The organism is Saprospiraceae bacterium (assembly GCA_016715965.1).
GTDB lineage: Bacteria > Bacteroidota > Bacteroidia > Chitinophagales > Saprospiraceae > Vicinibacter.
In genome coordinates, this window is sequence record JADJXG010000001.1 from 660,854 (window position 1) to 678,226 (window position 17,373).

Below are 17,373 nucleotides of genomic sequence, written 5' to 3' on the forward strand. Positions count from 1 at the left end.
ACAACCTTATGCTTTATTATGGAAGTATTTACTTCATCTTCATCAATGCTTGAAAAAAAAATTGAAAGTGAAGTATCAATTAGCCCTTATTACATTCCATTTGTTGTTGATTTAGACAATGATTGTATTCCTGAAATTGTGACTAAATCATATTTAGCTGATTCTTTATTGATTTTTGATTCTAAAACAGTCAAGATTAAATGGAGTTTCCCAAAATATGTAAGCTATTCAGGAATCTCTAACTTAGTTTTTGTTGATATCGATAACGATTCTATCCCGGAAATTATCAGTCATCATGGACCTTCTGGTGGAATGTTTCCAACTCCAATTGAGGATAGGCTGATTTGTTATAAAACTGATGGAACTGTTGTTTGGATATCTGATCAAACATTAAATTTTAATTCTATTAGTAGCGCAAGTATTGGAGTTGCAGATTTCAATCAAGATGGAATACCTGAAGTTTATTTAAGTAACAAAATATTCAATGCGACAACTGGGGTTCAAATTTGTGAAGGTGGTAATTTTGGAAATGGTAGAGATTATCAAAATAGATTCCATTTCCCAATTTCAATAGCGGCAAATTTGGATAATGATTCATTAAATCTTGAATTGGCTGCTGGATATACTATTTATAAAGTTCTTATAAGTAATGTGAATGGACTGATCGGAAACCAAATGATTCCAATTAATTTTTCTCTTAATGGGCAATATTTGGATGGGCCTACAAGTATTGCCGATATTAATTCAGATGGAATATTGGACGTTATTGTTACAGTACCAGGTGATGCAAATAATGCAATTCTGTATGTATACTATTTGGACACTGGAATTCCTAGATTACTTGCTAGAGCTACTCCTCCAACATCTATTATTGGATCTAGTGGCAATTATATTTCACACGCAACAATTGGTAAGCTCCGAAAAAACAATCTTCCGAGTATTTTATTAAGCCGCCCAAACCTATTAATTTCTTATAGTTACACTGGATCAAGTCAGCTTCGACAAGATTGGAACTTTGTTACTACTGATACTTCTGGAAGTACTGGAATATCTCTTTTTGACTTTCATGGTGATGGCATTCAAGAAATTATCTACCGTGACATGACGAAATTGAAAATTATAAATGGGTCAGGTAATTTACCAATAGTTTTAAGTCAAGCAGATTGTTTATCACCAACATACAACGAATTTCCTATTGTTGCAAATATAGACAATACCGGAGAAGCAAAAATTTGTGTAATGTGTTCAAATTCCACCAATTACAGCGATTCAAAACTAACCGTCTTCGGCCCTCCCGATGGCCAGCACTGGGCCCCAGCCCGATCTGTCTGGAATCAATACGCCTATAATCCACTCCAGATCAACGACGATCTGACGGTACCTCGCGTGCAAAAGAATCAGGCGACGTATATGGGTGGAAAGTATAACAATTTTATGCAGCAGGAGTCGCTACTCGATTCCAATGGTTATTACAAAGTTCCTGCAGCATCACTAACAGGACTGATCCACTGTGTGGATTATGATCCCCTGACAAATCGGTTTACAGTGAGCTTTGATCTGCACAATCGCAGGGATGCCTCCAGGCTCGCGGACAGCGGACTACCGGTGAGCTTTTATGCAAGCAATCCTGAGAATGTCGGTGATACCCTGGGAGTGTATTATACCGGTCAGGCGATCTTTCCCGGAGATACGCTCAGAGATCTGAGTTTTAGTTTTGTGGCAGACAGCAGCATTCGATCCATTTATCTGGTGGTGAATACCCGCAGAAATGGAGCCGGGGTTTTTGATTCGACCCACTTCGATCAACCGGAATGCGATTATACCGATAATTTCTATTACACCATCGAACTACCACAAATCCGGCGTGATACACAGAATGTCTGCGAGGGATCCGGATATGTGTTCTACGATACCACGATCTACGATGCCGGACGATATCATCACGTTCAGGAAAATCAAAGCGGCTGCGACAGCCTGATTGTCCTGCTGGATCTCAGCCTCAGCCAAACCATCCATCGCCAGTCAAGTATTGAAGTTTGTGATCAGTACAACTGGAATGGAAAGACATTATCTCAGTCAGGAATTTACTCGGATACCTCACTGACTCAATTTGGTTGTGACAGCATCCACAGTCTAAATTTAACGATTAATCTTTCTACCAACGAAACTCAAAACATCAGCGCCTGCGATCAATACGATTGGAACGGACAAACTTATACTGCATCAGGAACTTATTCTCATATAGGACAAACAGTGCATGGTTGTGACAGCATGGTAAGACTTAATCTCACCATTCACCCTTCCGAAAATATCGAAATATCCCAACAGGCCTGCCATGAGTATTTCTGGAATGGAAATCATTACACCACATCCGGTAAATACACATTCCAAACCCAATCGCAATACAGTTGCGACAGTACCGTCATTTTAAATCTGACGATAGACACCGTCATCCGACAACAAATCTCACATCAGGCCTGCGACAGATATCAGTGGAATGGAAATACCTACACCCAATCCGGAATTTATGCATTTACCGCTTCAACACAAAATGGTTGTGACAGCATCGTCAGCTTAAATCTGGAAATTTTGCAATCAAGCAATTCGACTGAAAATGTGAATTCATGCGATGCTTATACCTGGAATGGAAACACATACACACAAAGCGGAAACTACGAATTCAAAACACAGAATCGCAATGGCTGTGATAGCATCGCAACATTGCAACTGACTATTTTGCAATCCACGCAATCTCTTTCTCAGGTTTCTACCTGCGATTTATACAGCTGGAATGGAAATACTTACACCCAATCCGGCAACTACGAATTCAAATCACAAAACAGCGAAGGCTGCGACTCCACGGCGGTTTTGGAGCTTGTCATACTTCCATCCCATCAACTGTCGATCACTCATTCCGCATGCGATCGCTATGTTTGGAATGGGATGACTTATGATCAAAGTGGAAATTATTCTTTCTCCACCAAAAATCAGTTTGGTTGCGATAGCAGCATCTCCCTCGATCTCGAAATTTTAAAATCAAGTTCTGCCAATATTTCCTTATCAACTTGTGACAGTTTGGTTTTTGATGGACAGGTTTTAAAAGAAAGTGGAATTTATCCATTTAAAATCTCCAATCAGGCAGGTTGCGATTCGACCATCCATTTGAATTTATCCATTCTTTCTTCCAGACAAATCGACTCTGTTTCTTCCTGCGATCCTTTTCTTTGGAATCAGGACGGACAGAATTATACCCAATCAGGACATTACCAAAAAAACTTCATCAACTCCGCGGGTTGCGATTCTCTCTTCATACTGAATTTTGTTCGCCTTCCGGAATATTCTTCACAAGAAAAAATAGAACTTTGCGATCCCTACTTCTGGCCGGTGGCCAACAAACTCCTGGACCAATCCGGCATCTACACCGAACTATTAAAAACCCATCGGGGCTGTGACTCCAGCATCACCCTGGATCTTCTCATCCATTCCAAATTCATCCACACAGACAGCGTCATCAGTCCTTCCGACTACCTCTGGCCGGTCAATAACCATACTTATTCTTCTTCCGGAATTTATGAAGAAAAATATTCCTCCGGTTTTGGATGCGACTCCATCCACCGCCTCGTCCTCCTCATCCAAAACGAAACCGGCATTTACTATCCCAACGTCCTCATACCCGGTGGCATCAGCGGAGGATTTACCATCTACGACAATCTCCACAGCATCGCCTCCATCGCCACCCTGTCCATCTACGATCGCTGGGGCAGCCTCGTCTGGCAAAAACACAATCTCTCCCCCAACGATCCTACCCAGGGCTGGGACGGCCGCTTCAAAAATCAACCTGTCCTCCCCGGTGTCTATACCTGGCATGCGCAACTTGCGCTCAAGGATGGTGGATACCTGACGGTGAAGGGAGATTTGACGGTGCTGAGATAAAAAGAAAGGACCAGAAGGAGACTGAACTGGAGAAAGCCGACCGACTCTGAAAGAGTCCTGATGAGCGTTTTTATACCACTTAAAGTCCAATATTCTAAGTTTCCGAATTTTAATAGTTAGTCTCCAATTTATTTCTCGTCAAAGTTTCATGATACACACTTATGGTGTTTAAAAATTCTATTCAGCAAGGCTTAATTTTCCATTCATTTTTACACTTGCTTGTAAGATATCAAATTTATTTTATCTTTACTGCAAAGTCCTCCAAGATGAAAACACAGCTATCCCCTGCCTCAGTATACTTAGTCCTTTTGAGTCTCATCAGCCCGCAGAATGATTTGAATGCTCAAGGGACAGAGCCCCAACCCCGCCGCTTTACTTATGAGATCAGAATCGGGGCCAACGTCAATCTTTATAGGGGATTGCTCAACCGATCCGGACTCGGAAGACAACTCCTAAGTGGAAATACAGGAATCAAATTATTTGTCAGCGGTTTGGTCAATCTGGAGAGCAAGCATTGGATACTTGCCTACGGCCCTACCCTGAGTCTTTATTCAAGGTCCCTGGGCAATAGCCAGGATCCTCTCGATTATGATGTGCAGATCGATCTAGTCAACGCATTCTCTGCAGGATTTGGTCTTCAGAAATCCGGTAACATGAAATACCTGAGAACCATTGGTAATTCTTCTGCCTACAATTTGCGCCATGAATTTAACCACGCCATTGTCTTTAGCGGTAATTATATTCTCAATAACCACCACCGCAACCAAACAGTGGGTGCTATCAACATTACTGCTGCTGATCGTTTTACCATTTTCTATTACAACGATGGAGGTCCTCCCATCGCCAACCTTGGATCAGGAGACAATATGGACCGTTGGTGGACCGGAGGCGGAGGCATTCTGGTACACCCCAAACAAGTGGATGGACCTGTGTATTCTCAAAATTATGTCGAACTTACCTTTGATCAGTTTACGGGCTACACCCCCCTGCTTTACGAACTTAGCAATGTGCTCGGGATGAACATACCCAAATACAGTCAGTCGGCACATAAAAAGTTAGGTAAGTATTTTACTTCTGAATTATATAATTCGTCTGCCTATAATCTTAAGGTTTCCTGGCCTAATATCTATCCTGTATCCTTTGATATGGGTGTGATTGGATCTCTGGTAGAAGAGAAAAAGAATGGTAGAAAACTGATCTTTGGAGTGCAGGACATCATTCACGCCGGCATGGGATTTATCCTGCATCCCAACCGCGATGATACAAGACTCTATTTTGGTGCCACTTATAATTCCCGACTCTATGAAAAATAACAGTCTGTTTCCATTATTAATCCTGCTCGGTGTCATGAACTCCTGCAGTATCAGGCATTTTACGGAAGAACAATACGACGTACTGGGGACACTTTATAAAGTCACCGGTGAGGAAAAATCTCCGCTTGTCGGATTTCTTCCACATAAGATGTCTGAAAAACAAAGAATGTCAAAATCTGAAGATCAGATCATGGATGTCAAAATTTTTGTTGGGAAATATCCGGAATGCCAGGTTGAAAATGGAAACACCAGAGGCTATACACTCAACCTGGATCCGGAAAACAATCCCTGCGTCAGCCCTGCTGTGGGATATCACAAATTCCGCTGGGTCGAATTAACCAGTCAAAACAATCGCAAAATTTACTTCCTGCTATCTGAAAAAATTATCAAAGACTCCATCTACGAAAGGTCCAAGATTTTTTATTACAGCGACTCCACAGAAACTTTCAGAAAAGAACACGGAGGATATCATTTTAACAGAGAAGTCAGAGTGTTTAAAGGAATGCTGAGCGGCAAGGTCAAAAGCAGCCGAAACGCCAAAGAGCATTATATCGTACATGTAAATCAACACGACGATGACCATCGGTTTATTCGCAAAATTGTATCAAACAAGTCCAATAAAATTAGTGGAACCAAGCCCCTGGTTTTTGATCTTCCGGACCTGCTTTTCGAAAATCCTGAAAATGGTGGAATCAAACTGGTCTATCACGATGCGTCCAGCAAACTCACCCTCAATTTATTGAAAAAGGAAGATTACAGAATGAAAAAATAGTCTTAATTTATTCTAAAAATCATTCACCGCTTGATTTAATAATCTGACATTTATTGGATATTTTACAAAAAACGTCAGGAATAAATTACAAAATGTGACATTTTGGCATAAAAATTCAACTGGTCAGGAATTTGATGTAGCTTGTGTATTCCTAGCATAGAACATTAAAAAATGACTTACGAAAATTTTACCATGAAGGCTCAGGATGCCATCCTGCGAGCCCAACAAATCGCCCAAAATCAAGAACAGCAAGTGGTGGACAGTGTCCATCTTTTAAAAGGACTCATCGAAACAGACGAGCAGCTCGTTGAATTTTTATTCCAAAAATCAAGTGCAAGACTTTCGAAAATAAAATCTGAACTCGATGCTGAGATTAAAAAACTTCCGAGGGTTCAATCTGCCGACAAACAATACCTCAGCAATGAGGCCAACCAGGTATTGCTAGCAGCAAAAAAACTCATGCAGGAATTTAAAGACGAATTTATTTCGCTGGAACTTATTCTGCTGGCTTTCCTGAAAACCAATGACCCCGCTTCAAAAATTCTCAAATCCAATCAGATCAATTTTGAAAATCTGAAGCAATCCATCCTTGAATTGCGCAAAGGAAAAAATGTAAAAGAACCCGGAGGAGACGAACAATACAATGCTTTAAATAAATATGCTGTCAATCTGAATGCAGCTGCTGAATCGGGCAAACTGGATCCCATCGTCGGCAGGGACGAAGAAATCAGACGAATCCTGCATATACTTTCAAGAAGAAAGAAAAACAATCCCATCTTAATTGGAGAAGCCGGGGTGGGAAAAACCGCCATTGTAGAAGGAATCGCCTGGCGGATCGTTGAGAAAGACGTGCCCGAAAATCTGAGAGACAAGAGCATTTTCACACTCGATCTCGCGGCATTGATCGCGGGTGCCAAATACAAAGGAGAATTTGAAGAAAGGCTTAAAGCCGTCATCAAAGAAGTCAATGAGTCCAATGGAAAAATCATTTTATTCATTGACGAAATCCATTCGCTGATTGGTGCTGGAGGTGGAAGCGGCTCCATCGATGCAGCCAATATTTTAAAACCCGCTTTGGCTCGGGGAGAATTGCACATGATCGGTGCCACAACCCTCGATGAATATCAAAAATATTTTGAAAATGACAAGGCCCTGGTCAGAAGATTTCAACCGGTCATCATCGACGAACCCTCTGTGGAAGATACCATTTCTATATTAAGGGGAATTCAGGACAAATACGAAGTTTATCACAAGATCGCAATTTTGGATGAAGCATTGATTGCAGCTGCCGAACTTTCTCACCGCTATATTTCGGACCGTCAACTGCCGGATAAGGCCATCGATCTGATTGATGAGGCTTGTGCCAAATTGAGATTGGAGTTGGACAGTGTACCTGACGAAGTGGACGAACAGGACCGTAAAGTGCGACAACTTGAAATTGAAAGAGAGGCCATCAAAAGAGACAAGGACAATACCAAAATAAAATACATCGAAGAACAACTCGCCAATGCAAAGGAAAAACTCGCTTCTGTCAAAGCGGCCTGGCAAGCTGAAAAAGAAATTGTCGATGAAGTTCAGGAAATCAAAAAGAAAATCGATGAATTAAATATTCAAGCTGATCGGGCAGAAAGAGAATCTGATTTTGGGATGGTCGCTAAAATTCGTTATGGCGACATGAAAGAACAGGAGCGCCTCTTGCACGAAGCCGAAGAAAAACTGAAAGCTCTACCCGAAGGAACCCGGTTTACTTCCGATACGGTAACTTCAAACGACATAGCGGGAGTGGTAAGCAAATGGACCGGAATTCCACTCCAGAAAATGTTGATGTCGGAAAAACAGAAATTACTGGATTTGGAATCTGAGTTGGGTAAAAGGGTCATCGGTCAGGCAGAAGCAGTACGAGCGGTCTCCGATGCTGTCAGACGAAGCAGAGCAGGTTTGCAAGATCCCAATCGCCCGATTGGTTCATTTATTTTTCTGGGGCCAACTGGCGTTGGAAAAACAGAATTGGCGAAGGCCCTGGCAGAAGTTTTGTTTGATGATGAGAAAGCCATGACACGTATTGACATGAGTGAATACATGGAGTCACATTCCGTTTCCAGATTGGTCGGAGCTCCTCCGGGGTATGTAGGCTATGACGAAGGAGGGCAATTGACTGAAGCAGTAAGGACCAAACCTTACAGCATTATATTGTTGGATGAAATCGAAAAGGCCCATCATGATACTTTTAATATTTTATTGCAGGTATTGGACGACGGAAGGTTGACCGACAACAAAGGCAGAATTGCCAATTTTAAAAATACCATCATCATCATGACTTCCAATATGGGTTCAGAAATAATCCTCGAAAATTTCGAAGACCTCGAGGCGGTGGGTGACAAACACAGAACTGAAATCATCGAAACGACCCGCATCGAAGTTTTTGAAAAATTAAAGTCAACACTCAGGCCAGAGTTTCTCAATAGAATAGATGACAAAATCATGTTCTTACCACTTACCAGAGAGGAGATCAAAAAAATTGCTAAACTGCAATTGAAAGGATTGACTAAAAATCTGAAAGAGCAGGGTGTTACTTTTGAAATATCCGACAAGGCTTTGGATTTGTTGGCCGATATCGGATTCGAGCCACAGTTTGGAGCTAGACCACTAAAGAGGGTAATCCAAAAAGAAGTCGTCAATGAGCTGGCGAAAATGTTGCTCAGTGGCGAGATCGACAAAGCAGAAAAAATAATCCTGGATGCGGATCAAAAAGGATTCACCTTCAACGGTAAATCTACAGGTGCTCTGGACAAACAAGATGCGGATCGCATCAAAAGACTCAATGATCTTACCAAAGCGACCGAAGATCTTGAAAAAGCAGTTAAAAAACAAAAACCAGCCAAACCGGAGGAGTTGAACTGAATCGGATCGTAAGAAGGGTATCCGTTTTTATCCAGAAATAATCTACCGAACCAAAGTGAGCGACCCCTTGAAAATGGAAACAGATCCGTCGTCAAAAATGACCCTTGCGGTATAAACATACACTCCAGGTATTATTTTTTGACCATTGAATTCTCCATTCCATCCATTTTTAGGATCATTTAAGGGGAGATTCTCTGCATGAAATAATTCTGCTCCCCATCGATCGTAAATCTCAAGGCTTCGAATGCGGGCTGTTTCATCAGGTCCATACAGAATGAATCCATCATTGACACCATCTCCGTTGGGAGAAAAAGTATTGGGTGCGTAAATATTTTTATCACGCACCTTTATTCTTATTTCATCTTCATCCATGCATCCATCGTCATTGGAAATATGTGCCACCAAAATCAAATCGGATTCTGCAGTCAATCTCAGTATTCTGCAGGTATCGCAATAGCTAGGAGAAAGTCCGGTCCACATTAATCTCGAATATGGACCCAGAATGTCGGATCTGATTTCGATGAGTGTTCCTTTCAGCACATCCAAATCAGGCCCAAGATCAATGCTCACTTTTTGTGGAGCAATCAACTGAATCATGGTATCTGTCTTACATCCGTTTGAATCTACTACGGAGATCTGATAATCACCGGCTGGTAAATTTGAAAATCTGTTTGCAAAGAAAAATGGAATTCCATTCAAAGAAAATTGATAGGGAGGACGCCCACTTCGAATTTCATCAACCGAGATTATTCCGGTGCTGTCAGTGTCCGAGCAGGGTATCGGCACAAAGCTGATTTCATTTATTTGCGGAACCCCCATTTTACTGAGTTGAATGCTATCTCTGTAAGCGCAATTTCCATTTTTGTATTGAATGTGATAAGTATGAATTCCTTCTTCCATTCTGTCAAAGTGGATCAGATGACCAGACAATTGCGGACCTGAAATGCTGATGGGCAAAGTTGAATCAACAAGAAAAGGATGGATTGACAAGACGGTGATTTGTTTTGAACAAAGCCTGATGACCGTATCCAATGTCAACCGGATTGGCGGACAAAGAGGAGTTGAACACAAAACCGCTTCTGATTCTACCTCACCGCAGGGACCCTGATCCAAAATCCTGACCCTTAGTTCTGCCGTGTCGCCTGGTTGCTGAACGCTGATGTGAAAACTGGTATCACTGGTTTGATATCCATTGGGGCCCTTCAACTGGGTGATGAGGTAATTTTTTGCACGCGGATTTTTTTTCCAATAAAAAGAAATGGAAGTGTCAGTAGCGTAACACTGAATTTCGGGAAGTTCAAGTGGAGCAAAAACTTCCGTTTCCTGCTCTTGTTCATCCAAACAAAATTCTTCCGGCAATCTAAGTCTGATTTTTTTCTTTCCGGGCTTGTCCCATTTTACTTCAAAAAGATCTTTACCCAATGGTCGAAAAAAACCGCCATCCAATTGCCATTGACCCATGGTGCTGTCTTCTTTCCGACCCGTAAATCGGATCAACAAAAAAGAATCCTGGCAGATGGCACTGTCCAATACAAATTTTGCCAAGGGGTTTCGTCTTACAACTACCACTTGTTGTCCTGAATAAATACAGCCCGCTTCTAAATAACTGATCTGAATGGTATGGATTCCGGGTCCTGCCAACTGAAGGTCAAAAACTGCTGAACTGCTGTCTCTGATACCTGTTCCTCTGAATGTCCAGCGCCCCAATTCAGGGCCCTTATCCAAACTGGGATTCAGATGAATGGTGTCAGAAACATCCCCCATACAAATCAATCTGGGCGGTTGCTGCACAATATTGCGATCAGGGCAATCGATGGCTGAACATTTGAGTTCGATACTCTGGTCTCCACAGAGACTGTCTCTGAGAACGACCCGGATCAAAGCCTCCTCTCCCCTGGCCAGTCCCGAAAAGTAATAACTGGAATCAGAGGTTTGGATGGCCTGAGTCTGTCCGCTCAGATTAAACACCTCGCAAATAAAATTCGGATCTTTTTTCCAAAAGAAAGACACACTGCTGTCTGTGGAAAAACAATATCCCGCAGGTGCATCCGGAGGATCTCTGATTTCGATGGAATCGCAATACTGAATTTGACAATGTTCCAATTGAGCGAGAAGACAAAAATTTACCATCCCTTTTTTTGCAATAACGCTGTCCAAAAAACCGGAAGAAATAAGAAACGCTTCCGCAGTATCCACTTGAAAAAAATAATTTACATTTTGATCCGTATTCCATTTGACTTTCAAAGCTGTTCCCGTACACAAAAGTTTTCTTTCAATCATGACGTCCGGATCAGAAATGGAAAGCACATCGACTGCAAAGGAGGACCATTCAGGACAAGGGACTCCTGTGGGCAACAACCAAATCATCGTATCCGAATGACCGATCCAATACCCTTGGGAAATCAAGCAACTGCTGTCCTGACAACTGTAAAAATTTATACCAAGGGGTGCCGGTCCGGTATGGTTTATATTTATTTGGTCAAACCATAATGTATCTGCTTTACATATTTTGAGTTCGGGAATGCTTACAACAGTTTTAGGTATGAGAAATATCGGTACCTTCAATTCATCGATGCAAATCCCGTTGGATGCTTTCACAAAAACGACACTGTCCCGGTCTATTAAAATGGTGTCCGAAGGAATCAGATTGGATGAGTCACAAGGTTGGGCAAAGTGAAAACTCAGTGTAGCGCCCGAATTCTGCAAATCGCGTATCGGAAAAGAGTCCAGTGTCAACCATTCACCCGGGCATTGCTTTATGCTATCCTCTAACACCAATTCCGGTATTTTTCGGGAGCCGTTAAGCTGAATGCTGAAAACACCCGGACATTTGAAATCCAAACTGTCCCTGGAAAAAACGACAAATTGATATTCTCCCGGATGAAGCACTTTCGCGTTTTGGTTGATCGCAATCGTGTCACCTGCAGGATCCAGCCAGGCGTAATTTTTGATGTCTTTAAAATCTGTGCGCGTGGAGTCTACAAACAACAAAACCAGGGTGTCCTTACAACTCAAATCACTGGATTTATTTAAAACAGGCTGCAAACGGACAATCTTCAAATCAATAAAAACAAGAGAATCGCAAAAAGGAGAAATCCTGGATTTGGTGCGGTGGATAAACTGCGTGCTGCTGTCAATGGAGATTGTGCCAATATTGAGTTTTCCAGGCCAGCAAATGGTGGTGTCTAAAAGTCCATCTTCAATCAATATTTCTTCAACGATTACATGGACCAGGCTGTCACATCCATAAATATTTTTATATGGTATGGTCGTTATTCCTGCTCCAAAATTTTGCGATCCAATCCTGTGAAACTGACCGGGACAAACATAAAATGGACCCAGATCGGTGGGGGGAGAATCGTCCCCGATCAATACATCCAGGCAAACTTCATTTCCCTCATGGCAAACATTTTTTCCCTTAACACATATTTTTCCTGTACCCGGGGAATCCCAAAGGACATCCACCTGGTTGCCATTTTCTCTAAGTATGCTACCATTTTCCACACGCCATTCGTATTCACAGGCCCCAAAAATTTCATCTATCTGATAACTTGCCGACTCTCCGGCACAGACGAGTGTCTTACCTGTAATCGGGCCACTTGTGTTTGGCACAGGTGCTCTTGTACTTCCGGCAGTAACGGTCATCGATACATTGCAAGAATTGGGTCCATTGCCATCCCATACCAGGTAATAGACGCAGCCTGGTTTAAGGGCAGTTGTGGTGGTAAATGGCCAGGTCTGGTTGTTGAACATGTTGGTATTGCAGTTGGATACCAAATTGAAACTGCTGCAATCCATGGAGGCATAGATACCCATTTCAACTCCGTTGTTTTGGGTACAGCCGGATACTGCCACGTTGATGGAAAGATTGGGAGAACCTGCCACAAAAGCCAGCCACTGCATGCTGTGCACGACCATGGTGCAATAACCCGGCGGCGATTGGCCTTGTACTCCATTGGTCGTTCGGGCTGAAACTCCATTTAAATCACAGACCACACATGCCCCTGAACAATCTTCTGAAAGGGGCACAGGACTTGGACCGCAAGGGCTGTGGTTTTGAGAATTGACCTGCCCGATATAAGACACAAAAAAAAGTAGCAATCCGATCCATTTTATTTGGAGCACGAACAAAGATAAAAAAATCCGGATGGAGTGGTATGGATTTCATTCAAAATTTAACGGGTAGAAATCATCCACTGCTAGTAGATGAAAGAGCTCCGAAATCTATGGCTGGAATGATAAAAGAATGAAATCAGGATAGTTGGAAGTAAATGCTCTGGTTTTGAACTTTGGCCTGTATCAGTTTGCATATATGAAGCGGAGGGTCCCATTCAAAATCTGTGGGGACCCTAAGAATTTCTGCGGGCCGGGTAGATAACGAGTCGGGGCAAGGTTGTCTGAAAGGATACGATCAAAATGGATCATCAAAGTTCTGGTCCCGTTGATCTCTGAATCCGAAAAAGGAATCCAAAGGTGTAATAATAAGCAGGAAATTGCCGTTCTATCCGTTTGTCATACAATCCAGTTCCTGCATGAAAAAAGGTCTGCTTCCCTTATCTCTTTGTTTTGTTTACTCTTTGTCTTACGCTCAGGTGGATCTGGCCATCGGTCAATGGGCCACCCATCTGCCTTTCAACTCAGGATTAAGTCTTGCGCAAAGTCCTCAGAGCATCTTTTATGCAACTGATTACGCTATCCTGCAGCTGAGAAAAGAAGACCTGAGCACTCAAAAAATAACAAGGACTGAAGGGCTTAATGGCAGTTCCATCTCGTGTATTTATTTTCATCCTGCACTGAATGTGCTGGTCATTGCATACACCGATGGTCTGATCGATTTGGTCAGCGATGCTGAGGTGCGATCCATCCCGGACATCCGCATCTTCAACAATATACCCATCATCAAAAACATCCTCAAGATTACACCCTACAAAGGCGATGAGGTTTTTATCAACGCCGATTATGGCCTTAGCAGCCTGAATGTAAAAACCGGTCGAATTACGTTCACGTTGTTTACCCCCAATCTCAAGGTGCTGCATAGCCTCCAGCATGGTCCCTATGTTTATATGGCTACTGAAAAAGGTCTATTCCGTTTTGATACCCGAACCAACCGCCTAATCCAGGACTTTTCGGGATGGGAGCTTTTGGATGCAGCATTCGGCCTCAATGAGACTTCTGTCTATCCATCGCTTGCTCTCTACAAGAATGATCTTTACATCGCTTCTTCTGCCGATGGAATTTTTAAAATGACGGGAGATCAATTTGTTCCGGTATTTACATCCATCCAACGCGAGGTCCTCTATCTCAAATCAGGTCCTAAGCACCTCATGGCAGGAATGCATTGTGCAGCCTGTCCGAGTCAATTGGCTTTCACAGAGAATGGCATCGATTGGGAAATACGCGAGGACGATTGTACACAGCAAAATCTGGATATCGAAGAAGAGGAAAATGGCAGAATCTGGCTCGCCGACAAGCGCTGGGGTTATCGCTTTGCGGGGGGCCCAAAAGAAGCATGCGATGCGCTTTTTGTCAACGGCCCGCTCAACAAAGAATATTATGAGATAAAAAGTCTTTCCGATGGCATCTATGTGGCAAGTGGTGGAATCGATGCAGTATTTACTTATCTATTCAGAGCAGATGGCATCTACACCTACAAAGACAGACGCTGGGACGTCATCAACCAATCCAATGTCTCCCTGTTTGCAGGCCTGGATATCAGGGACATCCTTAGGGTGGCAGAACACCCGGATCAGAACAAAATCTATTATGCCAGTTTCCAAAAAGGAATCGTGGAATACGACCGAAATACAGAAGAATACAAACTTTACAACGATAAAAATTCTGCACTGGGTGTTGCACAAGGAGACGAGACCAGGATTCGGGTCATCGGACTGGACTTTGACCAACACGACAAAAGCCTTTGGGCCGCGGTCTATCTGGCAAGAAGACCACTTGTCTCACTGGATAATCAGGGTCAATGGAGGTCGTACGAATTGCCGGGTTTTTCCACCGAACTCGCCGAAGTCAAAGTAGATCGAAACGGATACAAATGGATAGTCCCCAGGAGAGAGCTTGGAGTGATGGTATTTGACGAAGGAGATCCCGACAATCCCAACGACAACCGCTCCATCATCCTCAATAATTCAAACAGTAATTTGCAGACCAACAAAATTTATACCGTTGAAGTCGATCTGGACGGAGATGTGTGGGTTGGCACTGCCCAGGGTCCGGTGGTGTTCGAATGTGGGTCTTCAATTTTTGCAGGTACCTGTAAGGGTTCCAGACGGAAGGTGGACCAGGATGGGATCATCGGATTCTTGCTGGAGACCGAAGAGATTCTGAGCATGGATGTGGACGGTGGTGACCGCAAATGGTTTGGCACGCGCAATGGGGTCTATGTGCAAAATTCGGTAGGAGATTTGCAGGTGTACAACTTCAACACCTCCAATAGCCCTTTATTGGGCAACACGATTTACGAGATCGAGGTCAACCAACAGACCGGGGAAGTTTGGATTGGCAGCGAAAACGGAATCCAGGTGTACAGGGCAGAGGCCACAGCAGCAAAGGATGTTTTCACGGAAGAGATTACGAGTTTTCCCAATCCGGTACCGCCGGGTTATGATGGAGTGATCGCCATCCGAGGCTTGGCGCGAGATGCCAGGGTCAAAATAACCGATGTCAGCGGCAGGCTTGTGTTTGAAACCTTTGCTACCGGAGGTCAAGCCCTTTGGGATGGCAAGGACTATTTGGGCAAACCGGTCAGCTCCGGCACCTATATCGTTTATGCCAATTCTACCAAAGATTTTGATGTCAGCGAAGGCGCGACGGGGAGGATTGTGCTGGTGAGGTAGGGGTATGGATATGTTTGATAACTTTTTTACCGACACATAGTGCCTAACGGCACTAACAATAATACAGCCTTATTTCACAAAGAAACTCGGTCATTCTTTGATAAATAGTCCAGCCAACATGATTGGTGAAAACGTAGCTCATTAGATTATATTCCAAACTAATCATCCCGTAGGGATGATATATCGGTAAAAAACAAATCCGGTAACGATGATACAAATCCCGTAGGGATGAAATATCGGTAAAAAACAAATCCGGTAACGATGATACAAATCCCGTAGGGATGATATATCGGTAAAACAAATACATACACGAATCACCATCCCGTAGGGATGTAATGGTGGTAAAAAACTACCATCCCGTAGGGATGAAATGTTGGTAAAAACAAATCCCGTAACGATGATACAAATACCGTAGGGATGCTATATCGGTAAAATAAATATACACACGAATCACCATCCCTTAGGGATGTAATGGTGGTAAAAAACTACCATCCCGTAGGGATGAAATGTTGGTAAAAACAAATCCCGCAACGATGATACAAATCCCTTAGGGATGATATATCGGTAAAACAAATACATACACGAATCACCATCCCGTAGGGATGTAATGGTGGTAAAAAACTACCATCCCGTAGTGATGATATATCGGTAAAAACAGATCCCGCAACGATGATACAAATCCCGTAGGGATGATATATCGGTAAAAACAGATCCCGCAACGATGATACAAATCCCGTAGGGATGATATATCGGTAAAACAAATACATACACGAATCACCATCCCGTAGGGATGTAATGGTGGTAAAAAACTACCATCCCGTAGGGATGATATATCGGTAAAAAACAAATCCCGTAACGATGATACAAATACCGTAGGGATGCTATATCGGTAAAATAAATATACACACGAATCACCATCCCTTAGGGATGTAATGGTGGTAAAAACAAATCCCGTAGGGATGATATATCGGTAAAAACAGATCCCGCAACGATGATACAAATCCCGTAGGGATGATATATCGGTAAAAACAGATCCCGCAACGATGATACAAATCCCGTAGGGATGATATATCGGTAAAAAACAAATCCGGTAACGATGATACAAATCCCGTAGGGATGTAATGGTGGTAAAAAACTACCATCCCGTAGGGATGATATATCGGTAAAAAACAAATCCCGTAACGATGATACAAATCCCGTAGGGATGAAATATCGGTAAAATAAATATATACACGAATCACCATCCCGTAGGGATGAAATGTTGGTAAAAACAAATCCCGTAGGGATGATACAAATCCCGTAGGGATGATATATCGGTAAAAAACAAATCCGGTAACGATGATACAAATCCCGTAGGGATGATATATCGGTAAAATAAATAAACACACGAATCACCATCCCGTAGGGATGTAATGGTGGTAAAAAACTACCATCCCGTAGGGATGATATATCGGTAATAAACAAATCCGGTAACGATGACACAAATCCCGTAGGGATGCAATATTCCGTCCCTAACTGGACTTGATAGATTTCTGTGGGTACTTTTTATAACTGTATCTTGTGTATCGGGGCAAGATTTTAACATGTAAACAATGGAGAATATTAA

7 protein-coding genes are annotated in these 17,373 nt (G+C 42.7%); 5 read left to right on the forward strand and 2 right to left on the reverse strand.

Features of this window, described 5'->3' with window-relative positions; all coding sequences use genetic code 11:
* The first annotated feature begins 45 nt into the window (after nt 1–45).
* The 4 genes from IPM48_02485 to clpB all read left to right on the forward strand — a co-directional run bounded on the left by IPM48_02485 (nt 46) and on the right by clpB (nt 8,919).
* Nucleotides 46–3,933 carry a gliding motility-associated C-terminal domain-containing protein gene (locus tag IPM48_02485; protein ID MBK9270438.1) on the forward strand — a complete coding sequence of 1,296 codons (3,888 nt, stop codon included), beginning with the start codon at nt 46–48 and terminating at the stop codon, nt 3,931–3,933.
* Between the two features lie 266 nt (nt 3,934–4,199).
* Nucleotides 4,200–5,246, forward strand: coding sequence for a hypothetical protein (locus IPM48_02490; GenBank protein ID MBK9270439.1), 1,047 nt, complete (start codon nt 4,200–4,202; stop codon nt 5,244–5,246).
* On the forward strand, nt 5,236–6,018 hold the full coding sequence (locus tag IPM48_02495; GenBank protein MBK9270440.1) for a hypothetical protein: 783 nt from the start codon (nt 5,236–5,238) through the stop codon (nt 6,016–6,018). Before IPM48_02490 ends, IPM48_02495 begins: the two co-directional genes overlap by 11 nt.
* A gap of 171 nt (nt 6,019–6,189) precedes the next feature.
* A complete protein-coding gene (gene clpB, locus IPM48_02500; protein MBK9270441.1) occupies nt 6,190–8,919 on the forward strand; it encodes an ATP-dependent chaperone ClpB in 2,730 nt (909 codons plus the stop codon).
* A gap of 42 nt (nt 8,920–8,961) precedes the next feature.
* Here clpB and IPM48_02505 read toward each other — a convergent pair whose 3' ends face one another.
* Complete coding sequence (locus tag IPM48_02505) at nt 8,962–13,020, reverse strand: gliding motility-associated C-terminal domain-containing protein (GenBank protein ID MBK9270442.1); 4,059 nt, start codon at nt 13,018–13,020, stop codon at nt 8,962–8,964.
* A 431-nt stretch (nt 13,021–13,451) separates the two neighbouring features.
* On the opposite strand from IPM48_02505, the gene IPM48_02510 reads away from it, so the two are divergent.
* Complete coding sequence (locus IPM48_02510; GenBank protein ID MBK9270443.1) at nt 13,452–15,767, forward strand: hypothetical protein; 2,316 nt, start codon at nt 13,452–13,454, stop codon at nt 15,765–15,767.
* A gap of 921 nt (nt 15,768–16,688) precedes the next feature.
* On the opposite strand, the gene IPM48_02515 is transcribed toward IPM48_02510, so the two are convergent.
* A complete protein-coding gene (locus tag IPM48_02515) occupies nt 16,689–17,249 on the reverse strand; it encodes a hypothetical protein (protein ID MBK9270444.1) in 561 nt (186 codons plus the stop codon).
* Between the last annotated feature and the right edge of the window lie 124 nt (nt 17,250–17,373).